A 25,447-nucleotide genomic window follows, 5' to 3' on the forward strand; every position below is an offset into this window, starting at 1 on the left:
CAAGAGGCGGGGCGCCGACAGACGACCTGTGCTATGATCTCCGACGGGGGGCCCTCTTCAAGGGGGTAAGGCGATGGCCGAGGATCGGATCGCCCGACGGAACCGTGGAAACGCCAACGGCCTGTGGCTATTGGCGGCCCTGACCCTTGTGGCGGGCCTTCTGGTGTTCGCCGTCGTGCTCAAGGCCGGCGCCGAACGCCAGCGCGCCCGGATAGAGACCGAAGCCGCCGCGACCGCGCCGCAAGAAAAATCATCCACCAATTCGCCCACCGGGAGTCAGGCTTCGCCGTTGCCGGTGACATAACAACGTCTTATTAACCATTCTGAACGACGCGCCGGGAGGGCGAGCAGGAATGGTCGAGGACCGGGGCGCCAAGCGGAATCGCAACGAGGGCGGCGTTTGGCTGATCAACGCCCTGCTCTCGGTGCTCGTCGCCCTGCTCAGCCTCTACGTCTTCCGCGCGCCCGAAACCCGCGCCGACGCGGGCGCGGCCCTGCAGGCGGTCGAGACCCTGCCCGACCACATCGGTCCCTCGCGGGCCATGGCGGCGACCCGCGACGGCTACTGACCCGTCTGCACCACCTGACCGGTTTCCAGTCCCAGCGCCGCCGCCCGCCGCACCAGATCCGCCCGCACCGCCGCCGACGGGCTCTGGCTGCGATGCCAGATCCACCAGTCCGACCGGTTCGGCAGCGACAGGATGGCCCAGCTGTAGTCGTCGGCGTGGGCCTGCACCCGATAGTTCTGCCCCGCCAGCCCGCCGAAACTCAGCAGGCCGGTCAGGCTGAAGCGGAAATTCCGGTTGGTGCCCGGATCGGTCACCCGGGCGTTGGCGCGCAAGGTCTCCACCTCCCCATCAGCGCGGCGGGTGCAGGTCACCACGATTCCGTAACGGTCCGCCCGCGCCTGCGCCGTAAAGTCGATCTGGGCCCGGCGGCAGTCCTTCTGCACATCGTTGGGACTGCGGGCGATTTCGAACCAGCGCCCATCGAAACGGTCCATGTCCACCGCCTGCGCGGCGGCGCTCCCGGCTGAGAACACCCAGGCGGTGATCAGGGCGACAACGAGTGAACGGGAACCCATAGCGAAACGTCTCCTGTGACCCCGACGTCACTCCTACGCGCCGGGACCGGAAACGGATGCGCCCGCCCTACAGGATGTAGCGGCTCAGGTCGGCGTTCCTGGCCAGCTCGCCGATGCGCTCGCGCACCTGATCGCCGTCAAAGGTCACCGTCTGGCCCGCCAGATCGGAGGCCTTGAAGCTGGTCTCCTCCAGCACCCGCTCCAGCACGGTCTGCAGGCGACGGGCGCCGATGTTCTCGACCGCCGAGTTCGCCGCCACCGCCGCATCGGCCATGGCCTCGACCGCCTCGTCGGTGAAGACAAGCGTCACGTCTTCGGTCGCCAGCAGGGCCTGGTTCTGGCGGATCAGATTGGCTTCCGGCTCGGTCAGGATGCGCTTGAAGTCGTCGCGGGTCAGGGCCTTCAGCTCCACCCGGATCGGCAGACGGCCCTGCAGTTCGGGCAGCAGGTCGCTTGGCTTGGCGACATGGAAGGCGCCCGAGGCGATGAACAGCACATGATCCGACTTCACCGGCCCGTATTTGGTCGACACCGTCGTGCCTTCGATCAGCGGCAGCAGGTCGCGCTGCACGCCCTCGCGGCTGACATCGGCGCCGCGGCCTTCCGACCGCACCGCCACCTTGTCGATCTCGTCGATGAAGACGATGCCCTCGTTCTCGGCCAGCGACAGGGCCTCAGCGGTCAGGCTCTCCTGATCCAGCAGCTTGTCGCTCTCTTCGGTCGTCAGCGGCGCGACCGCGTCCTTGACCGTCAGCTTGACCTTCTTGGTCCGCGCACCGCCCAGCTTGCCCAGCATTTCGGACAGGTTGATCATCCCGACATTGCCGCCGCCCGGCAGGTCCATGCCCTGCATCGCCGAGGCCGTATCGGCCAGTTCCAGCTCGATCTCCTTGTCGTCCAGCTCGCCCGCCCGCAGCTTCTTGCGGAAGGCGTCGCGGGTCGCCGGCTGCGAGCCCGGCCCGACCAGCGCATCAAGGATCCGATCCTCGGCGGCGCCCTCGGCCTTGGCCTTCACCCCCGCCCGGCGCTTGTCGCGCACCATGACCAGCGCCGCTTCGACCAGGTCGCGCAGGATCTGGTCCACGTCCCGGCCGACGTAGCCGACCTCGGTGAATTTGGTCGCCTCGACCTTCAGGAAGGGCGACCCGGCCAGCTTGGCCAGCCGCCGCGCGATCTCGGTCTTCCCGACGCCCGTCGGCCCTATCATCAGGATGTTCTTCGGCGTCACCTCATCGCGCAGGTCGTAGGAGACGCGCTTGCGCCGCCAGCGATTGCGCAGGGCCACGGCGACAGCGCGCTTGGCGTCGTCCTGGCCAACGATGAAGCGGTCGAGTTCGGAAACGATTTCGCGGGGGGAGAGGTCGGTCATTTCAGGGACTAGGGATTAGGGACTGGGGATTAGGCGGATCGGGTTCACGGGGGCCGGACAGAGATGTGGGCACAGAGGCGACGCTTCGCGATAGGCGTTTCCGTCGCAGCTCTAATCCCTACTCCCTGGTCCCTAATCCCTCACCCTACTCCAGCATCTCCACCGTCAGGTTCCCGTTCGTGTAGACGCAGATCTCCGCCGCCAGCGCCATCGACCGGCGGGCGATGGTCTCCGCATCCAGGTCGGTGTTCTCGATCAGGGCGCGGGCCGCTGACAGGGCGTAGTTGCCGCCCGAGCCGACCGCCGCCACCCCATGCTCAGGCTCGAGCACGTCGCCGACGCCGGTCACGGTGAAGATCGAGTTCCGGTCCGCGACCAGCAGCATCGCCTCCAGCCGCCGCAGGTAGCGGTCCGTCCGCCAGTCCTTGGCCAGGTCGACGCAGGCGCGGGCGAGTTGGTCCGGGTACTGCTCCAGCTTGGCCTCCAGCCGCTCGATCAGGGTGAAGGCGTCGGCCGTCGCCCCAGCGAAACCCGCCAGAACCCTGCCGCCGGCCAGCACGCGCACCTTGCGCGCCGCGCCCTTGACGATGGTCGGGCCCATCGAGACCTGGCCGTCGCCGGCGATGACCGTCCGGCCACCCTTACGCACCGCAAGGATGGTTGTGCCGTGCCAGTCGGGGAATGAGGATGCGTTGTTCGTCATCCGTTGCAGATGGAGACCGAAATGCGGCGCGGCAAGCCGAAAAGCGCGAGAAATCAATGGTACGGCAGAGCCATATTATGACCAACCTGCGCCGTTATAAGGGTCGATTGTACCCGTGAAAATCCAGGATGAGGGAAGCGACGTGCTTCATCGCGTGATCTACGCCAGCGAAGCCGTTGGTGCTACCGGTGTCTCCACCCTCTCCATCGCCCAGATTCTGGGCGCATCGGAGATGAACAATCGCCGTGACGACATCACCTCCGGGCTGATGTTCCACCGAGGCCATATCGTTCAGGCCATGGAAGGCCGCCGCGCCGACCTGGACCGGCTGATGCGCCGCCTGCTGGCGGATCGCCGCCACACGGGCCTGCGAATCCTGCTGGATACGCCGATCTCGCAGCGCCTCCTGCGCGAGCCGATCAGCGTCTGCCCGGACCCCTCGGCCCTGCTGCACAGGATCGGCGTCGGCGAGATCTCGCGCCTCACCGCCCATGAGGCCTCGGCCATCCTCGAAGTCCGCAAGGCCGCCTGAGGGCGTGACCTTCGTCGCCACAGCCCCTAACTGGGGCGGGTGACCTTCTCTGACGACGAAATCGAGCGCTACGCCCGCCATCTGGTGCTGTCCGAAGTGGGCGGCCCCGGCCAGCAGCGGGTGAAGGCCGCGCGCGTCGGCCTGATCGGCTTGGGCGGCGTCGGCGCCCCCGCCGCCCTCTATCTGGCCGCCGCCGGGGTCGGGACCCTGCGTCTGATCGACGACGACACCGTCGGCCTGTCCAATCTCCAGCGCCAGATCGCCTTCGACAGCGCCGACATCGGCCGCGCCAAGGTCGTCGCCGGCGCCGAGGCCCTGGCCGCGCTAAACCCCCATGTCGCGCTGGAACTCCGCCCCGAGCGCCTGACCGAGGCCAACGCCGCCGCCCTGATCGAGGGCTGCGACGTGATCATCGACGGCACGGACGATTTCGCCACCCGCTTCTGCGTCAACGCCGCCTGCGTGGCCCACGGCCTCCCTCTGGTCTCCGGCGCGCTCGGTCGCTGGAGCGGTCAGGTCGGCGTCTTCAGCGGCAAGCCCTGCTATCGCTGCATGGTCCCCGACAGCCCGCCGGACGCCGAGACCTGCAGCCGCGTCGGCGTCATCGGCGCCCTGGCCGGCGTGGTCGGCGCCATGGCCGCGCTGGAAGCCATCAAGCTGATCGCCGGCGCGGGCCAGCCCCTGTTGGGCCGCCTGCTGCTCTACGACGGTCTGGCGGGGACGGCGCGCACGGTCCGCGTCGCCCCCGATCCCGACTGTCCGGTGTGCGCCGCGCCCTAGGCGAAGGCCTGACGGAACAGGGCGATGTAGCGGGTCATCAGCTCCTGCTCCTTGTCGTTCTCCCAGTCCGCGTGGCCGAAGTCCGCGACCTCGATCAACTCGACCGGGCGACCGGCCGAACGGAAGGCGTCACGCATCCGGCGGGACTGGATGATCGGCACCACCGTGTCCTCCACCCCGTGCACCAGCAGCACCGGGCAGGTGATCTCGGCGGCGCGGCGGCGCGGCGAGGCGGCCTCCAGCGCCGGACCGTCGGTGCGGCGGTCGCCGATCCGCTTGGTCCAGAACTCATAGATCGGCTTGCCCGCCAGATCGTCCTCGCGCTCGACCCAGCCCAGCATGTCCGGCAGGTCATAGACGCCGCAGATGCCGATGGCCGCCTTGTACAGGTCCGGCCGCTTCAGAGCGCTCATCAGGGCCGCATAGCCGCCGTAGCTGGTGCCCATGATGGCGACCTTGGTCGCATCCAGCCCCTTCAGGGCCACGACGTGGGCGACGGAGTCCTCGATGTCCTCCTGCATGCGGGCGCCCCAGCGGGTCCAGCCCTCGCGCGCGAAGGCCATGCCGTAGCCGCCCGAACCGCGGAAGTTCGGCCGCAGCACCCACCAGCCCTGCGCCGCCAGCACCTGCACCTGCCGGTTCCAGCCCGGCTCGTCGCGCGCTTCCGGCCCGCCGTGCGGCAGCACGATCAGCGGCCCCGGCGCCCCGCCCGGAGGCGCGGTCAGATAGGCCTCGACGCTCGCCCCGTCCCGCGTCGGGATCTGCAGGATGTCGGTCGCGCCCAGACGGTCCGGATATAGGGCCGTTGACTGGCCGATATTGACGATGGCCCGCGCCGTCTTATCGTAGAAATACCAGCTGCTCGGCTCATTGCCCGCCGTCACCCGGGCGATGAAGCGGTTCCGCGCGGCGTCCACGTCCGTCAGGGCCACGTTGCACTGGTTGTCGAAGAAGCGGTTCAGGGCGCGGTGGTGCGGGATCAGCGCCGGATCGGCGAACTCATACTCCAGCCGCTCGCCGAAATAGGCCGCGCCCAGATAGTTGTCCGCGGAGTCGGTCAGCCCGCCCAGCACATCCTTGCCCGCGCGCCCGTTCATGGCCGGACCGACCGCCAGACTGGCCAGGTCCATCTCGCGGACGGACATCACGTCCTCGCTCTCCAGCCGCGCGGCCACCAGCACCGTGCCGGGCCGGTCCGTGCCGCTCACCCAGTAAAAGTCCGGCGCATCGCGGAAGCGCGACCGGCGGGCCAGCTTCCACTGGGTCTCGCCCGGCGCCCGCACCTGGATGCTCTCCATCGTGCCGTGCAGGTTGATGTCATGCCGCATGACCGGCACGCCGTTGACGGTGCGCCACTGGAAGGTGCCCGCCACGCCCTTCTCGATCAGGGTGGCGCGGCCGGTGTTCACGTCGACGCGGTGCAGCGCCATGATCCCGTCCGGCTCCCAGGCCGCCATCATGATGTTGTCCGGGTCCGACGGCAGCAGGTCGACGATCCGCCCCATGTCGGAGGTGTTGCGCATCCGCGTGCGCTGGTCGTTGAACAGCACCACGATGGCGCCCGTCCCGGCGTGCACAGACAGGGTCCGGCGCATCACGAACTCGACGCTGTCCGAGGTGAAATTGGTGCCCGCCTGCGACCGGCGGCCGGTCTCGCGGCGGATCAGGATGCCGACCAGCAGCCGGTCGTCATTGGCCCATTCGACATAGCTGACCTCGACCGGCCCCAGGTCCAGCCGACGGCGCAGGCCTTCCGGCGCATCCGCCTGGATGATGTCGATGGCGCCCTTGGGCTCGTCCTTGGTGCCTAATTGCTCCAGCACCGCGATGCGGTTGCCCGACGGCGACAGGACCACGCCCCGCGTGCCCGCCTCGCCGAAGAAGTCGGCCATGGCGTAGGGCGAGATCGCCTCCTGCGCCGAAGCCAGATGCGCCGGCAGCAGCGCCGCCGCCCCCAGGGCGCCCGCACCCATCATCAGCCCGCGCCGCGACAGCACGGCCTGGGCCGCCTCGCTCAAACCCGTTTTCACTGTAATCCCCCACAACCAGCGGCGGCACCCAACCCAAGCGGGGCGGTTCGGTCAAGAGGACATGGCGCGCGGTTCGTCGAACCGGGTCAGAACATCGCGGGGATGACACGATCCGGCGGCCGGTGGCCGTTGGCGAAGGTCTGGATATTGGCGATCACGCGGTCGCCCATGTCCTGCCGCGCCTCGATCGTCGCCGAGCCCAGATGCGGCAGCAGCACCACGTTCGGATGCCCCAGCAGGCCCGGATGCACCTTCGGCTCCTGCTCGAACACATCCAGCCCGACGCCCGCGATCCGCCGCTGGGCCACCGCCTCGGCCAGGGCCGCCTCGTCGATAAGCTCGCCCCGCGCCGTATTGACCAGAATGGCCTCGGGCCGCAGCAGGGCCAGACGCCGCGCCGACAGCAGGTGATGGGTCTCCTTCGTCGCCGGGCTGTTCAGCGAGATCAGGTCCATCCGCCCCAGCATCTGGTCCAGATCGTCCCAATAGGTGGCCCCCAGCTCCTCGGCGATCATCGGCGAGACCGGCTTGCGGTTATGATAGTGGACCTGCATGCCGAAGGCCCTGGCCCGGCGGGCCAACGCCTGTCCGATGCGGCCCATGCCGACGATGCCCAGCCGCTTGCCCCACAGCTTGCGCCCGGTCATCCAGGTCGGGCTCCAGCCCTCGAACCGGCCCTCCTGCATCACCTGCGCGCCCTCCACGATCCGGCGGCTCACCGCGAGGATCAGGGTCATAGCCAGATCCGCCGTGTCCTCGGTCAGGACGCCCGGCGTATTGGTCACGATCAGGCCGCGCCCGACCGCCGCGTCGATGTCGATATGGTCCACGCCCGCGCCGAAATTGGCGATCATCTTCAGCTGCGGCCCGGCCTTCGCAATGAGGTCGGCGTCGATCACATCGGTGATCGTCGGCGACAGCACATCGGCCCGCTGCACGGCGGCTTCCAGCTCGGCGCGCGTCATCGGCCGATCCGTCAGGTTCAGCTCGGCGTCGAACAGCTCGCGCATCCGCGTTTCCACGGCGTCGGGCAAGCGTCTGGTTAATACGACCTTAAGCCTGGGAGCGGACATTCGGAGCCTTCGATTTCACGTCTCCGGCTTTAATGGTCCTCCCGGTGTCTGGCAAAGTTCCTCGTCTGAACCGCCTCGCGGCCATCGTCGGTCTGATCGGCTGCGCGGTGCTGACCGGCGCCGGGAGCCAGATGCCGGACGGTCGCCCGACCCCCAGCGGCCAGCCCGTCCCGCGCTGGCTTTCGCTCAAGTCGGACAAGGTCTTCGCCCGTCAGGGTCCGGGCCTCGACTATCCGATCCTGTGGCAATACGGGGTTTCCAACCTGCCGGTTCAGGTCATCGCCGAGACCGAGGGCTGGCGAAAGATCTGCGACCCCGAAGGCGGCGTCGCCTGGGTCCACCGCAGCGTCGTCTCCAGCCGCCGCAGCGTCATGAATATCTCGGACCGCGAGATTCCGATCCGCGCCGGCCGCTCCGACACCTCCCCCATGCGCGCCCGCCTGTCGCCCCGCTCGCTGGTCTCGCTGAGCGAATGCGTCGACGAATGGTGCGAGGTCCGCGTCCGCCGCATGCGCGGCTGGGTCCCCCAACGCGCCGTCTTCGGCGCCCAGACTCACACCCTCTGCAACCCCGACCGCCCCGCCGGGACGGGCCGGAACGGGAACTAGCTCGCAACCCTCTCCCATGGGGAGAGGGAGGGAGTGGGGTTACGCAGTCAGCCCCGCCTGACTCAAATCACCCCACGCCCAGCCTCCCACCACCCAAGCCCCACACCCTCCCACCGACTGCGTTGGCGGGCCCCACCCTCTCCCCAGGGGAGAGGGACGCCACCCCCCGAACCCTCCGCCCCCCGTTAAAAAGTTGAGCGTTTCGGCCCGCTCGTGTAACCCCACGGCAACATTCGGGGCGCGCTTCGCGTCCCGCCGCGAAGAGATCGACTTTGTCCGAACTGAAATATCCGTCGTCGTTCGATTACGAAGCCCTGCTGGCCTCGGGCCGGGGCGAGCTGTTCGGGCCGGGCAACGCCCAGCTGCCGGCCCCGCCGATGCTGATGTTCGACCGGATCGTCGCCATCAACGCCGACGGCGGCGCCCACGGAAAGGGCTATGTCGAGGCCGAGCTCGATATCCACCCCGACCTCTGGTTCTTCCAGTGCCACTTCATCGGCGACCCGGTCATGCCGGGCTGCCTGGGCCTGGACGCCATGTGGCAGCTGGTCGGCTTCTACCTCGGCTGGATCGGCGGTCCCGGCAAGGGTCGCGCGCTCGGCGTCGGCGAGGTCAAGTTCACCGGTCAGGTCCTGCCGACCGTCAAGAAGGTCGTCTACAAGATCGACCTGAAGCGGGTGATCAATCGCAAGCTGGTCATGGGCATCGCCGACGGCGTGCTCGAGGCCGACGGCGAGGTGATCTACACCTGCAACGACATGCGCGTGGGCCTGTTCGGCGCGACCACTGAAGCGGCCGCCGGCTAAGCCCCCTATATTCTCCAGACCGCGGCCTACGCGGCGCCTGAAAAAGACTTGGAAGGAATCCGCCATGCGGCGTGTTGTCGTCACCGGCCTGGGCATTGTCTCCTCCATCGGCACCGGAGCCGATGAAGTCACCGCATCGCTGCGCGACGCGAAGTCGGGCGTCCAGCACGCCGCCGACCACGCCACCCACGGCTTCCGCTCGCAGGTCTGGGCCCCGCCCGCCCTGGGCCACACCGCCGAGGACTGGGCGCCGCACGTCGACCGTCGCGCCGCCCGATTCCTCGCCAACGGCACCGCCTGGGGTCACATCGCCTTCGAACAGGCGCTGAAGGATTCCGGCCTCGATCCGGAAGAGATCAAGGACCCGCGCATCGGCCTGATCGTCGGTGAAGGCGGCCCCTCGACCCAGGTCATCCTGCAGGCCGCCCAGACCACGATGGAAAAGGGCTCGCCCAAGCGCATCGGGCCGTTCGCCGTTCCGAAAGCCATGGCCTCCGGCCCGTCGGCCGTTCTGGCCACCTGGTTCGAGCTCAAGGGCATCAACTATTCGATCAGCTCGGCCTGCGCGACCAGCGCCCACTGCATCGGCGCGGCCGCCGAGCAGATCGCCTGGGGCAAGCAGGACGTCGTCTTCGCCGGCGGTTGCGAGGACATCGACTGGTCCATGTCGAACATGTTCGACGCCATGGGCGCCATGTCGTCGAACTTCAACGAAACCCCGTCGAAGGCCAGCCGCGCCTATGACAAGGACCGCGACGGCTTCGTCATCGCCGGCGGCGCGGGCATCGTGGTGCTGGAAGAGTACGAACGCGCCGTGGCGCGCGGCGCCAAGATCTACGCCGAAGTCACCGGCTACGGCGCCAACTCGGACGGCTATGACATGGTCGCCCCCTCGGGCGAGGGCGCCGAGCGCTGCATGAAGATCGCGCTGGAAATGGCCGGCAATCCGAAGATCGACTATCTGAACCCGCACGGCACCTCGACGCCGGTCGGCGACAGCAAGGAAATGGGCGCCGTCCGCAACGTGTTCGGCGACAACCTGCCGATGATCTCCTCGACCAAGTCGCTGACGGGCCACTCGCTCGGCGCCGCGGGCGTGCAGGAGGCCATCTACTGTCTGCTGATGATGGACAACGACTTCGCCGCCGAAAGCGCCCACATCGAAAACCTCGACCCCGAGTTCGAGGGCATGCCGATCCTCCGCGCGCGCCACGACGGCCCGCTGAAGCACGTCATGTCCAACAGCTTCGGCTTCGGCGGCACCAACGGCACGCTGATCCTGTCGAAACTCGAAGCCTGATCAAGAAACGCCTGGCCTCAAGCAGCGAGCGACCGCGTCGCGAGCGTTAGGCCACCCAAGAAGGAAGACTCCAATGGCCGCCGAATCCACCTGGGACATGCCCAAGGGCGACCTCATGAAGGGCAAGAAGGGCCTGATCATGGGGGTCGCGAACTCCAGCTCCATCGCCTGGGGCATCGCCTCCCAGCTGGCCGCCCAGGGCGCCGAACTGGCCTTCACCTATCTCGGCGAAAGCCTTGAGCGCCGCGTGCGCCCGCTGGCCGAAAGCGTCGGCGCCAAGCTGCTGATCCCGGCCGACGTCACCGACGACGCCTCGATGGACGCCGCCTTCGCCGAGCTGGAAAAGACCTTCGGCACCATCGACTTCGTCGTCCACTCGGTGGCCTTCGCCAACAAGGACGAGCTCAAGGGCTCCTTCGTCGACAACACCACCCGCGACAGCTTCCTGCTGGCCATGAACATCTCGGCCTTCAGCTTCGTCGACGTCTCGCGTCGCTCCGCCAAGCTGATGCCGAACGGCGGCAGCCTGATCACCCTGACCTACCTCGGGTCCGAGCGGGTCATCCCGAACTACAACACCATGGGCGTGGCCAAGGCTGCGCTGGAAGCGGCGACCCGCTACATCGCCCGCGACCTCGGTCCCAAGAACATCCGCGTCAACGCCATCTCGGCCGGCGCCATGCGCACCCTGTCGCTGGCCGGCATCTCGGGCGGCCGCGGCCTGCACTCCAAGTCGGCGCAGTTCTCGCTGATCAAGGAAGAGACCTCGATGGAAGGCGTCGCCGGCGCCGCCCTGTGGCTCTGCTCGGACCTCGGCCGCTCCACCACCGGTGAAGTCGTCCACGTCGACGCCGGCTTCCACGCGGTTGGTCTCCCGGAAGACATCGAGGGCTAAGGCGAAAACACTCGCCTAAAGGGCTTGAAACAAGAGGGATAGGTTGCACATATCCAGACGAACACTCCTTCGTCTGGAGTTTGCGATGACCGACACCGGCCCTCCTTTTGACCTCGGCGACATTTACTCGGTGGGCCAGCGACGCCGCCCGGGAGGTAGTTTCCCCACTGGAGGTGGCGGCGGCTCGGGCGGCAACAGCGACATCCCGCCAGACGAGCCTCTGGAGACAGAAGAGGGCGATCCCAACGGCGGAGAACTCCCACTTCACCCTTGCAGCGATCCGGAAACGGCGCTGGATTGGAATGCCGATGCGGCGGCGGCTGAAGCGTTAAGGAGAATGCAGGAGGACGCCGACGACCCGCTACTGGACGGTCGCGAACGCTCGTTCGTCATCTACCGAAACCCGCTCACAGGGCGAATTCAGCTCGGCAACATCGCTGTCGGCCCAAACAGGGGCGGCGAAGTACAACCTGATGATACCGGGATCAACCGCGGCGATATCATTGGGTTGATTCACTCTCACCCTGGAAGCGGACCTTATCCCTCAGGTCCCGATAGAACTAATTTTACGGAATTCTGGCAGCCGGAAATTGCCGCAAATGGCGGAGACCCATCGGCGTTCCGGTTATACTTGGTGGGCACAAGGACTGACCCGGGCGGACAAGCGCGCTTGCAAATTCGTGTCTACGATCAGAGCAATCTAGAGGGCGACGAAAATAATCCTGGCCCGGAGGTAAACCCGAATGCGGAACCCTGCCCCAACTAAAGCTGTCATCCCCTGGACCACTGTCGCGGTTTTGGTTGGATTGGCCTCACCGGCTTTCGCCTTGCAGCCACAAGAACCGCCACCTACGCGCGTGAATGGGTTGACGGCGGTCGCGGGCTACTTAGTCCGCGATACACACTCCAACGTCCAAGAGAGCGTCGAGATATTCATCCGTCCGCGCCAAGAGATACGCCTACCGAACGGCTCACCTTGGATCGAGTTCGTAGCACGTCGCAACGTCGTCGGTGATAGTGGCGAAGAGACGACTTGGGCGAACTCCCAAGATTGCCCGGCCCTGCGGAACACTCTCATTTGGCTCACAACCCTGGTCGCGCCTCGGATTGAGATACCGGGCATCTCGCCGAGTGAAAGCTCTCCCGACGGCCGGCGGCCCAGAACCGTTGTAGAGGACGGGCTGCAGACCTTGGTTTGGGGGCGAGGCACTCAGCCTGACCACATCGCCAACACCCGCGTGGAGATTGAAAGTAACGGGGGGCTGGTCGCACAGTTCGGACGCGCAGCAAGGGACAATCTGGCGAGTTGTTGGAGACCTGAAGCAGGCTGACGGCGGTTCTTTTCTCGAGATCACCGACCCGTTACACGCAAGGAATGACCGCCCCCCGCCTGCCCATCTCCGCCCTGTCGGCGGCCGCCGTCGGAACCGTGATCGGCTTCGGCGGCACCGTCGCGCTGGTGGTGCAGGCGGGCCATGTGCTCGGCGCCTCGCCCGACCAGATCGTGTCGATGGTGACGGCGCTCTGCCTCGGCATCGGCCTGCCCGGCCTGCTGCTCAGCTGGCGGATGAAGGTCCCGGTCATCCTCGCCTGGTCCACCCCCGGCGCGGCCCTGCTGGCGGCCTCGACCCTCGGAGTCGGCTGGCCCACCGCCGTCGGCGCCTTCGTGATCGCCGGCGCCCTGATGGTCGTCACCGGCCTCGTCCCCGCGCTGGGGCGGCTGGCGGCCCGCATCCACGGCGGCATCGCCTCGGCCATGCTGGCGGGCGTGCTACTGCCCTTCTGCCTGAGGCTGTTCCTCGTCTTTCCAACCGATCTGGCCCTCGCCGCCGGTCTGTTCGCCGTCTTCCTGATCATGCGGCGGCTGGCCCCGACCTGGGCTCTCCCCGCCGTCCTCGTCGGCGCCTTCGCCGTCCTGGCCCTGCGCGGTCAGGTGACCCTGCCGCCCGGCACCGGCCTGTTCGGCCAGCTGTCGCCGGTCGTCCCGGTCTTCGATCTGAAGGTGGCGGTCAGCCTCGCCCTGCCGCTGTTCCTCGTCACCCTCGTCTCGCAGAACCTGCCCGGCCTCGTGGTGCTCAAGGCCGCCGGCTATGAGCCGCCGCCGGGGCCGCTGCTGCTCTCGACCGGTCTGGCGACCGTCGTCCTCGCCCCCTTCGGCGCCTACGGAATCAACATGGCGGCCATCGTCGCGGCCATCTGCACCGGCCCGGACGCCCATCCGGACCCGCAGCGCCGCTGGATCGTCGGCGTGATCTACGGCGGCCTCTATCTGGTCGTGGCCCTGTTCGCCGCGCCGCTGGCGGGCCTGTTCATCGCCATGCCGCCCGCCGCCCTCGCCGTCCTGACCGGCCTGGCCCTGATCGGCCCGCTGACCGGGGCCCTGTCCGGCGCCATGGCCGAGCCGGACCACCGGGAGGCCGCCGTCATCGCCTTCGCCGCCACCGCCTCGGGCGTCGCCCTGTTCGGCATCGGCTCTGCCTTCTGGGGCCTGCTGGCGGGCTTCGTGGCGCTGGCCGCCCTGCGCTGGAGGCGAAATGCCTAGTCCGGCTCGCGCTCGCCGACCTCATTGGGCCGCACCACCAGCACCCAGCCGTCGGCCAGATGCAGTTCGGGCACGGCGTCGCGGGTGAACGGCAGATACCAGGTCGGGCCACCGGCGGCCGGGGCGATCTCCAGCATGTCGGAGGCGCCGAAATTCTGCACCGACTTGACCGTGCCCAGCACGGTCCCGTCCGGCTCCCGCCCTTCAACGCCGACCAGATCGGTCAGATAGAACTCGTCCTCGTCCGGCTCGGGCAGGCGGTCACGCGGGATGAACAGCTTGAGGCCGCGCATGGCGTCGGCCTGCTCCTTGGTGGCGATCTCCTTCGCCCGCCCGACCACGCCGTTCTTGTCCGGCCGCGCCGAGGCCAGGGTCAATCCGACCGAGCCATCGGCCCGCAGCAGGTCGCGATAGGCCAGAAGGGCCATCGGATCGGCGGTGTAGGCGGTCACCCGCACCTCGCCCCTCACGCCGAAGCCGCCGGCGACCTGTCCGACCAGAATGAGCTTGTCCTGCGCCACGGGCGACCTCGCTTGGATTTACGCCTCAACTCGCGCGAAGCGCGGCAGGCGCCTTCTAAAAAGACGAAAGGCGACGCCCATCGGACGCCGCCTCCCTTCAGATCAAATCCGGCGAACCGGAAGCAATCAGGCTTGCTCTTCGGTCGCTTCGGCAGCCGGAGCTTCTTCAGCAGCGGCTTCAGCGGCCGGGGCTTCTTCAGCCGGAGTTTCTTCAACGGCCGGAGCAGCAGCGGCGGCGGCGGCAGCGGCAGCGGCTTCTTCCTTGGCGCGCTGGGCGGCTTCAGCGGCTTCCACCTTGGCGGCGGCTTCAGCTTCGGCGCGGTCAGCTTCGCGCTGGGCGCGTTCGGCGGCGCGCTCTTGCGCCTTCTTGCCCGGCTGGGCCTTGTTCGGGTTGTTGCCCTGGGCCCACTTCACCTTGCCGGCCAGCGCTTCGTCCTGCGACAGGAAGCGAGCGACGCGGTCGGTCGGCTGGGCGCCCTTGGCCAGCCATTCCGAGATGCGGTCGGCCTTCAGCACGACGCGCTTCTGCTCACCGTCGCGCGGCAGCATCGGGTTGTACGAACCCACGCGCTCGATGAACTTGCCGTCGCGCGGAGCGTGCGAGTCAGCAACGACGATATAGTAGTACGGGCGTTTCTTGGCGCCACCACGGGCCAGACGGATCTTCAGCATTTCGGTCTCTTTTCTTGGAAGTCGTTATTTCTTGGGAGGGAAGCCCGGCAGACCCGGAAGGCCTCCCGGAAGTTGTCCGCCGCCCCCGAGGGGGTTTCCAAGCCCGGCGAGCCGGTCCTGAAGGGCTTTCATTTCGTCGGCGCTCGGCTCGGGCATCTTGCCCCCGCCCATCGCCTTCAGACGGGCCATGTCTGGGCCGCCCATACCACCGCCGCCGAGGCCGCCCAGCATGGCGGCCATCTGCTGCATCTTCTTCGGACCGCCCTTGGACAGCGACTTGACCATGTCGGCCATCTGCCGGTGCTGCTTGAGCAGGCGGTTGATCTCCTGAACCTCGACCCCGGCGCCGGCAGCCACGCGCTTCTTGCGGCTGGCGTTCAGCAGGTCGGGCTTCTTGCGCTCGGCCTTGGTCATCGAGGAGATGATCGCTTCCTGGCGGGCGATCATGCGGTCGTCGATGTTGGCGTCGGCCATCTGGGCCTTCATCTTCGCGACACCGGGCAGCATGCCCATGATGCCCTGAAGACCGCCCATCTTCTTCATCTGCTGCAGCTGGGCGGCAAGGTCGTTCAGGTCGAACTGCCCCTTGGCCAGCTTGCGGGCCATGGCCTCGGCCTTGGAGGCGTCCAGCTCCTGCGACGCCTTCTCGACCAAGGCGACGATATCGCCCTGCCCCAGGATGCGACCGGCGACGCGGCGGGCGTCGAAGACGTCCAGCTGGTCGACCTTTTCACCGGCGCCCATATATTTGATCGGCAGGCCGGTGACGGCCCGCATCGACAGCATGGCGCCGCCGCGGCCGTCGCCGTCGGCGCGGGTCAGCACCAGACCCGTCAGCGGCAGGCGCTCGTGGAAGGCCTTGGCGGTGCGGACGGCGTCCTGACCGGTCAGGCTGTCGGCGACCAGCAGGGTCTCAACCGGCTTGGCGATGGAGGCGACTTCCGCCACCTCGGCCATCAGGGCCTCGTCCAGGGTGATGCGACCGGCGGTGTCGAGGATCAGGACGTCGAAGCCCTGAAGCTTGGCCGACTGCAGCGCGCGGCGGGTGATCTGGACCGCGCTCTCGCCCTTGACGATCGGAAGGGTGGCGACCTCGATCTGCTTGCCGAGGGTTTCGAGCTGCTCCATGGCCGCCGGACGACGCGTATCCAGGGACGCAAGCATGACCTTCTTACGGTCGAACTTGGTCAGACGCAGCGCCAGCTTGGCCGAGGTCGTCGTCTTGCCGGAGCCCTGCAGGCCGGCCATCAGGAAGACGGCGGGCGGGGTGGCGTTCAGGTTCAGCGGAACCGGCTCATCACCGCCCAGCATCTCGACCAGGCCGTCATAGACGATCTTGATGACCTGATCGGCGGGCTTGACCGAGCGGATGACTTCTTCGCCGGTGGCGCGCTCAGTGGCGAAGGCGATGAAGTCCTTGACGACGGGCAGGGCGACGTCGGCCTCGAGCAGGGCCACGCGCACCTCGCGCATCGCCTCCTGCACGTCCTTTTCGGACAGGGCGCCGCGACCGGTGATCCGGTCGAAAACGCCTGTAAGCCGCTCGTTCAGAGCCTCGAACATCAACTACCTCATTTGGCGCAGGCGAGGCGGCTCCATACGAAAACGGCCTCTGGCGACGATCACGTCGGCAGAGGGTTCTCGCCGAGCTCGTCCATCCGAAGATGGGGTCGTCCCGGTGGAGACGCGAGGTTCACTTGCGTCGGAAGCGGCGGCTTATGGCGGAAAGTCGAGGGTTTGTCGACTCAGGATCGGCTCAGACCATGATGTCCAGCAGGACCGCCTCGGTCTTGCCGGAGCGGGCGGCGTCTTCCATCGAGCGCTGCATGGTATCTTCCATCTTCTGCTGGATGAGGCGGGCGATCTCGTCTTCCACCGAGTTGCGCTGCTCGACCGACATGCCGGCGACGCCCTGTTCGGTCAGCTTGTTCTCGGACAGGACCTCGGCGCGGATCTTGGCCTTCAGGGCCTCCATCTTCTGCTCGCGCGCCCATTCGGTGAGCCCCTTCTCGCGGATCTCTTCCCGCTCCGACCGGGCGGCACTTATCGAGGCGGGCGAAATCTGCGGGGTCTCATTGGACCCCATCAGCCCGGCGAGACCACCGAGGAAGCCGTTAATCAACGAAATAGCCATGACTTTCCCTTTCCGCGTCAGGGGCGGGCGTTTGCTGTCAGGGCGAAACTTGCAATCGGCGGACCGAACGCACTTTGGGTTTCGGCGTTGCGGTCAGGCATGGCCAGTCTGAAAACCCCTGATACGGTGAAGGTCACAGCCTCCCCGCTGAGAGACCTCAAGATGATCCAGGCCGCCGACGACCGGTTGAGAGAAGAAGTCCGCCTGCTGGGCGGTCTGCTGGGCGAGGTCATCCTCGCCGAGGGCGGCAAAGAGCTCTACGACCGGATCGAGGCGGTGCGGCAGGCGTCGGTCGCCTGGCACCGCGACGCGGGCGCCGCCGACGCCCAGCGGCTGGAGCATCTGCTGGGCGACCTGTCGCTCGACCAGGCGGTCGGACTGGCCCACGGCTTTGCCGTTTTCTCCCTGCTGGCCAATGTCGCCGAAGACCGGGCGGGCAAGCGGCGCGCCAAGGAACAGACCGCCGCCGGCGCCCGGCCCGACACGCCCGAGGGCGCGCTGGAGCGACTGAAAGCCGCCGGGCGCTCACCCGAGGAGGCCCGCGACCTGCTGGCCTCAGCCCTGATCTCGCCGGTCCTGACGGCCCACCCGTCCGAGGTGCGGCGCAAGAGCGTGATCGACCGGATCGCCGCCGTCTCCGACCTGCTGGACGCCTGCGACCAGAACGGGCTGGCCTGCGCGCCGGACATCCTGACCGCGGGCCTGCGTCGCCAGACCACCATCCTGTGGGCGACCCGGCTGGTGCGGCAGGCCGGACTGGTGGTGCAGGACGAGATCGACACCGTCGTCTCGTTCCTCGACCGCGTCTTCCTGCACGTCGCCCCGGCCCAGTTGGCAGACTGGCGCAAGCGGCTGGATGCGCCTGACCTTCAGCCCTTCATCCGCATCGGCACCTGGGTCGGCGGCGACCGGGACGGCAATCCGAACGTTGACGGCGCGGTTCTGACCGCCGCCTTCCGGACGCAGGCCCGCTCGGTGCTCCGCTTCTATCTGGACGAGGTGAACGCCCTGGGCGCCGAGCTCAGCCTGTCCGGTTCGATGAGCGTCATCTCGCCCGAACTGGCCGCGCTGGCGGAAGCCTCGGGGGATCACTCCTCCCATCGGGCCGACGAGCCCTACCGTCGGGTGCTGAGCCAGATCTACGCCCGTTTGGCGGCGACCCACCCCGTTTTGACTGGCCAGCCCGCCCCGCGCGCCGCCGCCTTCGCCGCCGAGCCCTATGACGGGCCCGACGCCTTCCGCGCCGATCTGGCCGTGTTGCAGGACAGTCTGGTGGCCAACCACGGCGCGGTCTTCGCCGACGACCGACTGGCCCGGCTGATCACCGCCGCCGACGTGTTCGGCTTCCACATGGCGACACTGGACCTGCGCCAGAACTCCGATGTGCACGAGCGGGTGGTCGCCGACCTCCTGAAGGTCGCGGGCGTGGCCGAGGACTATTCGGCGCTCGACGAGGAGGCGCGACTTTCGGTGCTGGCCGCCGAACTGGCCTCGGGCCGCCTGCTGTTCAATCCCTATGAGACCTATGCCGACGAGACGCTTAAAGAGCGGGGCATCCTGCAGGCGGCGGCGAAGGCGCTACGCCTGTTCGGGCCGCAGGCGATCCGCACCCATATCGTCTCCAAGACTGACGCGGCCTCCGACCTGCTGGAGGTCTATCTGCTGCTCAAGGAGGTCGGCCTGTTCCGGCCCGAGGACCCGGCCGCCTGCCCGGTGCAGGCCGCGCCCCTGTTCGAGACCATCGGCGACCTGCGCGCCGCCAGGCACACGCTGGAACGTCTGTTGAAGGAACCCTCCGCCCGCGCCGTCGCCAAGGCGCGCGGGGTGCAGGAGGTCATGATCGGCTATTCCGACTCCAATAAGGACGGCTCCTACCTGACCTCGACCTGGGAGCTGCACGAGGCCTCGCGCGCCCTGCTGAAGGTCACGGACAAGGCAGGCCTGCGGCTGCAGCTGTTCCACGGCCGCGGCGGGGCGGTGGGTCGCGGCGGCGGCTCCAGCTTCGCCGCCGTCCTAGGCCAGCCCCAAGGTACGGTCGCCGGACGCATCCGGGTGACGGAACAGGGCGAGGTCATCGCCAACAAGTACGGCGAACCCGAGGTGGCGCGCCGGAACCTCGACGCCCTGACCTGCGGCGTGCTGCTGGCCTCGCTGGCCCCGCCGCCCGATGCGGAACTGACCGCCAAACACGGCGCCACCCTATCGAAGCTGTCGCAGGCCTCGATGAGCGCCTATCGCGCGCTGGTCTATGAGACCGAGGGCTTCGTCGACTATTTCCGCGCCGCGACCCCCATCGCCGAGATCGCCGACCTGAAGATCGGCTCGCGTCCGGCCTCGCGCACCGCCTCCACCGCCATCGAGGACCTGCGGGCCATCCCGTGGGTGTTCAGCTGGAGCCAGAGCCGGGTCATGCTGCCGGGCTGGTTCGGCTTCGGCTCGGCGATTGAGGGCGTGGACCCCGACCAGTTGCGCGAGATGCATCGCGACTGGCCCTTCTTCCGCACCCTGATCCAGAACATGGAAATGGTCATGGCCAAGGCCGACATGACCATCGCCCGGCGGTACGCGACCCTCGTGCCCGACACCGCGCTGGCGGATCGGGTGTTTTCGGCGATCAAGGCCGAGTGGGACCGGACCGAGGCCGCCGTGCTGTCGATCACCGGACAGGACTCCCTGCTCGGCGGTCAGCCTGAGCTGGATCGGCTGATCCGGCTGCGCATGCCCTATGTCGAGCCGCTCAACCACGTGCAGATCGAACTGATCCGCCGCCGCCGGGCCGGGGACGACGACCCCCGGGTGCGCGAGGGCATTCTGCTGGCCCTCAACGGGGTGGCGGCGGGGCTGCGCAACAGCGGCTGATCAGCGGTCAGTTTTCCGCGATTTAATGCGGCGTCGCGATTTCGCCGCTGAAGTCACACGGGCCTGAAACAGGGGCGGCTCATACGGCCAGGGTCGCCGCCCCCGAGCGACGCAGCGCTCCTCAGGAGACCGCCATGAAGATCCTCGCTTCCCTGTCCGCCGTCCTCGCTCTCGCCGCCGCCGGTTCGGCCTCGGCCGCCGACGCCCGCATCGGCTGGTCCGATCTGAATCTCTCCACCGTGGCCGGAGGCGACGCCTTCGACCAGCGCGTCGAGGCCGCCGCCCGCACTCTGTGCCGCGACGCCCGCCGTCCCGGCAGCCGCCAGAGCGACCGCGCCTTCTGCCAGGCCGCGGTGCGCCGCGAAGCCCTGCGCCAGCTGCCCGCCGCCGCCCAGGTCGACTACGCCTCCAGCCGCCGCGCCGTCGCCTACTAGGCCCTGGCCGAAAACGAAAAAGGGCCCCGCGGATCGCTCCGCGGGGCCCTTGTCTTTCAGGCGTCTCAGTTGGTCGGGAAGCCCCGGACCTTCAGCAGGGCGCTGACGTCCGGATCGCGACCGCGGAAGGCGCGATAGGCGTCGGCGCGATCCGTGGTGTTGCCCGGCGCCAGGATGATCTCCTTGTAGCGACGGCCGATCTCCGGATTGAAGACGTCCCCCGACTCCTCGAAGTAGGCCCAGGTGTCGGCGTCCATCACTTCCGACCACAGGTACGAATAGTACCCGGCCGAGTAGGCGTCGGACGTGAACAGGTGATTGAACTGCGGCAGGCGGTGCCGCATCACGATCTCCTTGGGCATGCCGTAGCGCGCCAGGCTGTCGCGCTCGAAGGCGTCGATGTCGGTCGGCGGCGTGGCCTGGGTGTGCAGATCCATGTCGACCAGGGCCGAGGACAGATAGCTGACCGTCGCATAGCCCTGGTTGAAGGTGGAAGCGCGCTCGACCTTGTCCACCAGCGCCTGCGGCATGGGCTCGCCGGTCTGGTAGTGCTTCATGAAGCCGTCGAGGATCGGGCGCGACAGCACCCAGTGCTCGTGCACCTGCGACGGATATTCCACGAAGTCGCGCGGCGTGCCGCCCAGGGCCGGGTAGTTCACCGTCGAGTTCAACGCGTGCAGGGCGTGACCGAACTCGTGGAACAGGGTCTCGGCGTCATCCAGCGAGATCAGCAGGGGCTCGCCTTCACCCGGCTTGGTGAAGTTGTTGTTGTTCGACGACAGGACGTTCTTGCGGCCGTCGTAGGTCGAGTGCGAGCGGTAGCTGGTCGCCCAGGCGCCCGAACGCTTGCCGGCGCGAGCGAAGTCGTCCGAGTAGAACAGGCCCACGTTGCGACCGGTCGCCTTGTCGTTGACCTCGAACACCTCAACGTCCGGGGTGAAGCCCGGGACCGTGCCCTTGGGCAGGGCCTTGAACTCCAGACCGTACAGACGCTCGGCCATGTAGAAGGCGCCGCGCTTGACCGCGCCCAGCTCGAAGTAGGGCTTCAGTTCGTTCTGATCGAGGTCGTACTTCTGCTTCTTCACCTTCTCGGCGTAGTACAGATAGTCCCACGGCTCGATGTCGTGGCCGGCGATGGCGCGCATGTCCGCCACTTCCTCGGCCACGCGGGCCTTGGCCGGCGCCCAGACGCGGTTCATCAGGTCGCTGGCCGCGGCCGGGGTCTTGGCCATGGTGTCCTGCATGCGCAGTTCAGCGTGGTTGCGATAGCCCAGCAGCTTGGCGCGCTGGTCGCGGAGGCGGACGATCTCGGCGATGGTCGCATTGGTGTCGTTGGCGTCGCCGTTGTCGCCACGGTTCACGAACTTGCGCCACACGATCTCGCGCTGGGCGCGGTCGTCGCCGAAGGTCAGGAAGGGATCGACGCTGGAGCGGGTGTTGACGATGGCCCAGCCCTGAACATTGCGGCTGCGCGCGGCGGCGGCGGCGGCGGCCTTGTTCGAGGCGGGCAGACCGGCCACGCCGGCTTCGGTCGCGATGACCGTCCAGGTGTTCTCGTCCGCGACGACCTTCTGGCCGAAGCTGGTGAAGGCGTTGGACAGGGCGGTGTTGATGCGACCCAGCTCGGCCTTCTTCGACGCGTCCAGCGCGGCGCCGCCGCGGATGTAGGCGTCGCGGCTGCGGGTGATGATGCGGGTCTGTTCGGCGGTCAGACCGGCCGATTGCGCGTTGTCGGCGACCGTCTTGATGCGGTTGAACAGCTTCTCATTGAAGGTGATCTCGTCACCCGCGGCGGACAGCAGGGGCGAGACCTCGCGGTCCAGCGCCTGATAGTCGGCCGAGCCGATGTTCGAGGTCATGACGCCGAACAGCGACATCGCCCGGCCCAGCGGCTCGCCCGCCATCTGCATGGCGACCGAGGTGTTGGCGAAGGTCGGGGCGTCGGGGTTGTTGGCGATCGCATTGATCTCGGCGCGACGCAGTTCGATGCCTTCCAGAATGGCTTCGCGCAGCTTGGGCGCGGTGACCTTGTCCCACGGGGGCACGCCCTCATACGGACCGGTCCAGACCTGCAGCAGCTCGGCGCGCGGGGTCTGGGTCGGCAGCACGGCGCGGGCGATGCGCGCATCTTCCGCATAGCTCGCGGCCGACGAGCCGGAACCACCGACGGTGGCGCAGCCTGCGGTGGCGGAAAGGGCCATGAGGCTGCCTCCGGCGATGAGAAGATGGCGTCTGTGCATGGGAACTCCGTAGCGTCGCTTCGTTTCCCCGGACCCTAGGCCCGGGGCTGGCGAACTGTCACATGAACGCCGTGTAACCTCCAGCCATGGACGGCGGGAGGCGGCGCGGCTAAATCGCCCCCCATGGCCATTGGCGTTTTTGACTCCGGCGTGGGCGGGCTGACCGTTCACCGCGAACTGACCCGACGCTTCCCCGAGCGGGATTTCGTCTATCTGGCCGATCAGGCCAACGCCCCCTACGGCGGTCGCGGCGGCGAGGAGATCGTCGAGCTGACCCGCGCGGGCTGCGAGCGCCTGTTCGAGGCCGGGGCCAATGTCATCGTGCTGGCCTGCAACACCGCCAGCGCCATCGCCCTGCGCCGCCTGCAGCAGACCTGGGTGCCCGAGGCGCGGGCGCGCCATGGTCGCCCGGTCAATGTTCTGGGCATCATCGTCCCGACCATCGAAGCCGCGACCGGCCTGCCCTGGACCTATGAGGCCGAGCAGCGGGCCGAGGGCGAGAAGGTCGAGGCCATCACCGTCAACGGCGTCTTCTGCACCGCCGCCACGGCTATGAGCCGGGTCTATGAGATCGAGATCGACAAGCGGCGCGAGGATCTGGCCGTCTTCTCCGAACCCTGCCCGGGCCTGGCCGGTCTGATCGAGCTGGGCGCCCCGACCGAGGAACTGGAAGTCGTGGTCCGCGACCACGTCGACGCCCTGCGCCGCCGCATCGGCCGTCACCCGGACAAGGCCATCCTGGGCTGCACCCACTATGAGATCGTGGCTGACATCTTCGCCGCGGCCCTGCCGCCTGAGACCGCCATCATCCACCAGCCCGCCGCCGTGGCCGACGCGCTCGAACGCTATTTCGAGCGTCACCCGGAGTATGCGCTCGGCGGCTTGGGCCGTCGCGACTTCCTGACCACCGGCGCCCCAGGCCCGCAGTCGGAACGGGTCAGCCAGTTCTGGGGCGCGCCGTTGAGCTTCCAGTCGGCCTGACTTGACGCCGCCTCCTGATCGGCGGCCACTGCCGTCGGGAGGAAGGACCATGTTGAAATCAGTACTGGCGGCCTGCGCCTTCGCGGCCTCGCTCATCGCCCTGCCCGCCTCGGCCCAGGTGATCGAGCGCGACGCGGACCATTTCGTCCTGCGCTACGAGATGGATCTGGAATCCCCGCCCGAGGACATGTGGGTCTCGTTGGGCGAGATCGGCCAATGGTGGGACAGCGCCCACACCTACAGCGGCGACGCCTCGAACATGACGCTGGCGCTCACGCCCGGCGGTTGCCTGTGCGAGAAACTGGCCGACGGGACCGAGTTCGAGCACGGCCGGGTCGTGGAGGCTGATCCGGAAACCGGCGTCCTGCTGGACGCGCCGCTGGGACCGCTGAAGGGCAAGACCACGATGGCGCGCTGGAGCATCGGCTGGATCGGCGCGCCCGGCGGCGGCGGCTGGCGGCTGGTCATCACCTATGTGGTGCGGGGCGAGGGCGTCGGCGCCTGGGCCGACGGCGTGGACGGGGTGATGCGCACCCAGTACGGCCGCTTCACTTACTTCCTGCACTATGGCGAGGCGCCGGCTTCCACCGACGCCTCGTCCTGAACCCGATCAGTTCGCCAGGGCCGTTTCCGAAGCCACGATACGGCTGGCGGCGTGGACAACCGCGCCGATGCGCAGGGCGGCCTGGACCTGGGTGTTGGGGACGCCGTGCTTGCGCAGCTCGCTCTCGTGGGCGTCCATGCAGGCGCCGCAGCCGTTGATGGCCGAGACAGCGGTCGACCACAGCTCGAAGTCCATCTTGTCGACGCCGGGGTTGGCGATGACGTTCATGCGCAGCTTGGCCGGGAGCGTCGTGTACTCCTGGTTCTTCATCAGGTGCAGGGCGCGGTAGTAGATGTTGTTCATGCCCATGATGGCGGCGGCCGACTTGGCGGCGTTCATGGCTTCCGGCGACAGGATGGTCGCGGCCTGGGCCTCGATGGCCCTGACCACGGGAGCAACGCCGATGGCGTGGGCCGAGGCCAGGAAGCAGCCCCACTTCTGCTGGTCGTTCAGAACCGTTTCGCCGGCCAGCGACGACAGGTTCAGGGAAATGTCCTTGGCGTAGGCCGGGATCAGGTCACGCAAGGCGTCGATGGACATGGGAAAACTCCGTCGAGAGAAACAGGGATCGCGCTCAAGCCGCGAGCGACCGCGTCGCGGGCGTTAGCGCGGAAAAAGAAAAGGCGGCGACGGTCTCCCGACGCCGCCCTCTTTAGGGACGGCCCGGACCCTACTCACGCGGTCCGGACCTCGCCTGGGCCAGTAATTAAGCGGCCAGGGTCTCGCCGCCCACCGGGCGGTTGCAGGCGCACAGCTCGTCGGTCTGCAGGGCGTCAACGACGCGCAGGGTGTCGGCCGGGGCGCGGCCCACGTTCAGGTTGGTGACGTAGACGTGCTGGACGACGTTGTGCGGGTCGACCACGAAGGTGGCGCGCAGGGCGACGCCCTCTTCTTCGTTCAGGACGCCCAGATCGCGGGCGAACTTGCCGCCGTTGTCGGCGAACTGCCAGATCGGCAGGGCGTTCAGGTCGGCGTGGTCACGGCGCCAGGCAAGCTTGACGAACTCGTTGTCGGTCGAACCGCCGAGGACGACGGTGTCGCGGTCCTCGAAGTCCTTACCGAGCTTGGCGAATTCGGCGATCTCGGTCGGGCAGACGAAGGTGAAGTCCTTCGGATAGAAGAAGATGACCTTCCACTTGCCTTCGAAGCTCTCGCCGGTGATCGGCTCGAAGGCCGAGACGCCGCCTTCTTCGTGGCTGTTGAAGCCCGGCTTCACGCCGATAATCTTGAATTCCGGCAGTTTTTGACCGACGCCCAGCATTGCTGTTCTCCTGGATGAG

Annotated in this window: 26 protein-coding genes; 14 read left to right on the forward strand and 12 right to left on the reverse strand. The window is 67.9% G+C overall.

Annotation, left to right across the window (positions count from 1 at the left end; translation table 11 throughout):
• The first annotated feature begins 73 nt into the window (after nucleotides 1–73).
• The gene (locus ACTIEF_RS00630; RefSeq protein WP_439470248.1) at nucleotides 74–304 is read left to right on the forward strand and encodes a hypothetical protein; all 231 of its coding nucleotides are present in this window, start codon (nucleotides 74–76) and stop codon (nucleotides 302–304) included.
• 49 nt (nucleotides 305–353) lie between these two features.
• Nucleotides 354–569, forward strand: a complete 216-nt coding sequence (locus tag ACTIEF_RS00635; RefSeq protein WP_439470249.1) for a hypothetical protein — start codon at nucleotides 354–356, stop codon at nucleotides 567–569.
• Here the strand turns inward: ACTIEF_RS00635 and ACTIEF_RS00640 are convergent.
• From ACTIEF_RS00640 to hslV, 3 genes are all read right to left on the reverse strand, one after another.
• Nucleotides 563–1,084, reverse strand: a complete 522-nt coding sequence (locus ACTIEF_RS00640) for a lipocalin family protein (protein ID WP_439470250.1) — start codon at nucleotides 1,082–1,084, stop codon at nucleotides 563–565. The two genes, ACTIEF_RS00635 and ACTIEF_RS00640, sit on opposite strands and share 7 nt — an antisense overlap.
• 67 nt (nucleotides 1,085–1,151) lie before the next feature.
• Nucleotides 1,152–2,453, reverse strand: a complete 1,302-nt coding sequence (gene hslU, locus ACTIEF_RS00645; protein ID WP_439470251.1) for an ATP-dependent protease ATPase subunit HslU — start codon at nucleotides 2,451–2,453, stop codon at nucleotides 1,152–1,154.
• 145 nt (nucleotides 2,454–2,598) lie between these two features.
• Nucleotides 2,599–3,156, reverse strand: coding sequence for an ATP-dependent protease subunit HslV (gene hslV / locus ACTIEF_RS00650; RefSeq protein ID WP_439470252.1), 558 nt, complete (start codon nucleotides 3,154–3,156; stop codon nucleotides 2,599–2,601).
• 142 nt (nucleotides 3,157–3,298) lie between these two features.
• Between hslV and ACTIEF_RS00655 the strand changes: the two genes are divergently transcribed.
• Both ACTIEF_RS00655 and ACTIEF_RS00660 read left to right on the forward strand, forming a co-directional pair.
• Nucleotides 3,299–3,688 carry a BLUF domain-containing protein gene (locus tag ACTIEF_RS00655; protein WP_439470253.1) on the forward strand — a complete coding sequence of 130 codons (390 nt, stop codon included), beginning with the start codon at nucleotides 3,299–3,301 and terminating at the stop codon, nucleotides 3,686–3,688.
• Between the two features lie 39 nt (nucleotides 3,689–3,727).
• On the forward strand, nucleotides 3,728–4,468 hold the full coding sequence (locus ACTIEF_RS00660; RefSeq protein ID WP_439470254.1) for a HesA/MoeB/ThiF family protein: 741 nt from the start codon (nucleotides 3,728–3,730) through the stop codon (nucleotides 4,466–4,468).
• On the opposite strand, the gene ACTIEF_RS00665 is transcribed toward ACTIEF_RS00660, so the two are convergent.
• Entirely contained in the window at nucleotides 4,465–6,498 is a 2,034-nt protein-coding gene (locus ACTIEF_RS00665; protein ID WP_439470255.1) for an alpha/beta hydrolase family protein, read from the reverse strand. The two genes, ACTIEF_RS00660 and ACTIEF_RS00665, sit on opposite strands and share 4 nt — an antisense overlap.
• 86 nt (nucleotides 6,499–6,584) lie before the next feature.
• The gene (locus ACTIEF_RS00670; RefSeq protein ID WP_439470256.1) at nucleotides 6,585–7,571 is read right to left on the reverse strand and encodes a 2-hydroxyacid dehydrogenase; all 987 of its coding nucleotides are present in this window, start codon (nucleotides 7,569–7,571) and stop codon (nucleotides 6,585–6,587) included.
• 44 nt (nucleotides 7,572–7,615) lie between these two features.
• Here ACTIEF_RS00670 and ACTIEF_RS00675 point away from each other — a divergent pair, with 44 nt between their 5' ends.
• The 6 genes from ACTIEF_RS00675 to ACTIEF_RS00700 all read left to right on the forward strand — a co-directional run bounded on the left by ACTIEF_RS00675 (nucleotide 7,616) and on the right by ACTIEF_RS00700 (nucleotide 13,722).
• Complete coding sequence (locus ACTIEF_RS00675) at nucleotides 7,616–8,179, forward strand: SH3 domain-containing protein (RefSeq protein WP_439470257.1); 564 nt, start codon at nucleotides 7,616–7,618, stop codon at nucleotides 8,177–8,179.
• Nucleotides 8,180–8,460: 281 nt separating this feature from the next.
• Nucleotides 8,461–8,985, forward strand: coding sequence for a 3-hydroxyacyl-[acyl-carrier-protein] dehydratase FabA (gene fabA, locus ACTIEF_RS00680; RefSeq protein WP_439470654.1), 525 nt, complete (start codon nucleotides 8,461–8,463; stop codon nucleotides 8,983–8,985).
• 64 nt (nucleotides 8,986–9,049) lie between these two features.
• The gene (gene fabB / locus ACTIEF_RS00685; RefSeq protein WP_439470258.1) at nucleotides 9,050–10,285 is read left to right on the forward strand and encodes a beta-ketoacyl-ACP synthase I; all 1,236 of its coding nucleotides are present in this window, start codon (nucleotides 9,050–9,052) and stop codon (nucleotides 10,283–10,285) included.
• Between the two features lie 97 nt (nucleotides 10,286–10,382).
• Nucleotides 10,383–11,180 carry an enoyl-ACP reductase FabI gene (locus tag ACTIEF_RS00690; RefSeq protein WP_439470655.1) on the forward strand — a complete coding sequence of 266 codons (798 nt, stop codon included), beginning with the start codon at nucleotides 10,383–10,385 and terminating at the stop codon, nucleotides 11,178–11,180.
• Nucleotides 11,181–11,265: 85 nt separating this feature from the next.
• Nucleotides 11,266–11,946, forward strand: a complete 681-nt coding sequence (locus tag ACTIEF_RS00695; protein ID WP_439470259.1) for a Mov34/MPN/PAD-1 family protein — start codon at nucleotides 11,266–11,268, stop codon at nucleotides 11,944–11,946.
• Between the two features lie 609 nt (nucleotides 11,947–12,555).
• Nucleotides 12,556–13,722, forward strand: coding sequence for a benzoate/H(+) symporter BenE family transporter (locus tag ACTIEF_RS00700; protein WP_439470260.1), 1,167 nt, complete (start codon nucleotides 12,556–12,558; stop codon nucleotides 13,720–13,722).
• Here the strand turns inward: ACTIEF_RS00700 and rimM are convergent.
• The 4 genes from rimM to ACTIEF_RS00720 all read right to left on the reverse strand — a co-directional run bounded on the left by rimM (nucleotide 13,719) and on the right by ACTIEF_RS00720 (nucleotide 17,049).
• On the reverse strand, nucleotides 13,719–14,243 hold the full coding sequence (gene rimM / locus ACTIEF_RS00705) for a ribosome maturation factor RimM (RefSeq protein WP_439470261.1): 525 nt from the start codon (nucleotides 14,241–14,243) through the stop codon (nucleotides 13,719–13,721). The two genes, ACTIEF_RS00700 and rimM, sit on opposite strands and share 4 nt — an antisense overlap.
• Before the next feature lie 126 nt (nucleotides 14,244–14,369).
• The gene (gene rpsP, locus ACTIEF_RS00710) at nucleotides 14,370–14,915 is read right to left on the reverse strand and encodes a 30S ribosomal protein S16 (protein ID WP_439470262.1); all 546 of its coding nucleotides are present in this window, start codon (nucleotides 14,913–14,915) and stop codon (nucleotides 14,370–14,372) included.
• A gap of 24 nt (nucleotides 14,916–14,939) precedes the next feature.
• Entirely contained in the window at nucleotides 14,940–16,478 is a 1,539-nt protein-coding gene (ffh, locus tag ACTIEF_RS00715; RefSeq protein ID WP_439470263.1) for a signal recognition particle protein, read from the reverse strand.
• A 193-nt stretch (nucleotides 16,479–16,671) separates the two neighbouring features.
• Nucleotides 16,672–17,049, reverse strand: a complete 378-nt coding sequence (locus ACTIEF_RS00720; protein ID WP_439470264.1) for a hypothetical protein — start codon at nucleotides 17,047–17,049, stop codon at nucleotides 16,672–16,674.
• Nucleotides 17,050–17,148: 99 nt separating this feature from the next.
• Between ACTIEF_RS00720 and ppc the strand changes: the two genes are divergently transcribed.
• Entirely contained in the window at nucleotides 17,149–19,908 is a 2,760-nt protein-coding gene (gene ppc, locus ACTIEF_RS00725; RefSeq protein WP_439470265.1) for a phosphoenolpyruvate carboxylase, read from the forward strand.
• A gap of 134 nt (nucleotides 19,909–20,042) precedes the next feature.
• The gene (locus ACTIEF_RS00730; RefSeq protein ID WP_439470266.1) at nucleotides 20,043–20,342 is read left to right on the forward strand and encodes a UrcA family protein; all 300 of its coding nucleotides are present in this window, start codon (nucleotides 20,043–20,045) and stop codon (nucleotides 20,340–20,342) included.
• A 65-nt stretch (nucleotides 20,343–20,407) separates the two neighbouring features.
• On the opposite strand, the gene ACTIEF_RS00735 is transcribed toward ACTIEF_RS00730, so the two are convergent.
• The gene (locus tag ACTIEF_RS00735; protein ID WP_439470267.1) at nucleotides 20,408–22,543 is read right to left on the reverse strand and encodes a M3 family metallopeptidase; all 2,136 of its coding nucleotides are present in this window, start codon (nucleotides 22,541–22,543) and stop codon (nucleotides 20,408–20,410) included.
• 162 nt (nucleotides 22,544–22,705) lie between these two features.
• Between ACTIEF_RS00735 and ACTIEF_RS00740 the strand changes: the two genes are divergently transcribed.
• Nucleotides 22,706–23,563 (forward strand): glutamate racemase, encoded by an 858-nt coding sequence (locus ACTIEF_RS00740; protein WP_439470268.1) that lies wholly within the window; start codon nucleotides 22,706–22,708, stop codon nucleotides 23,561–23,563.
• A 49-nt stretch (nucleotides 23,564–23,612) separates the two neighbouring features.
• Nucleotides 23,613–24,167 carry a hypothetical protein gene (locus tag ACTIEF_RS00745; protein WP_439470269.1) on the forward strand — a complete coding sequence of 185 codons (555 nt, stop codon included), beginning with the start codon at nucleotides 23,613–23,615 and terminating at the stop codon, nucleotides 24,165–24,167.
• A 6-nt stretch (nucleotides 24,168–24,173) separates the two neighbouring features.
• Here the strand turns inward: ACTIEF_RS00745 and ACTIEF_RS00750 are convergent, their stop codons facing one another.
• Both ACTIEF_RS00750 and ACTIEF_RS00755 read right to left on the reverse strand, forming a co-directional pair.
• Nucleotides 24,174–24,707 carry a carboxymuconolactone decarboxylase family protein gene (locus tag ACTIEF_RS00750; RefSeq protein WP_439470270.1) on the reverse strand — a complete coding sequence of 178 codons (534 nt, stop codon included), beginning with the start codon at nucleotides 24,705–24,707 and terminating at the stop codon, nucleotides 24,174–24,176.
• Nucleotides 24,708–24,873: 166 nt separating this feature from the next.
• On the reverse strand, nucleotides 24,874–25,428 hold the full coding sequence (locus tag ACTIEF_RS00755; protein WP_439470271.1) for a peroxiredoxin: 555 nt from the start codon (nucleotides 25,426–25,428) through the stop codon (nucleotides 24,874–24,876).
• Nucleotides 25,429–25,447: the final 19 nt, after the last annotated feature.

Source organism: Brevundimonas sp. (assembly GCF_051858995.1).
In the GTDB taxonomy this organism is placed as follows: domain Bacteria; phylum Pseudomonadota; class Alphaproteobacteria; order Caulobacterales; family Caulobacteraceae; genus Brevundimonas.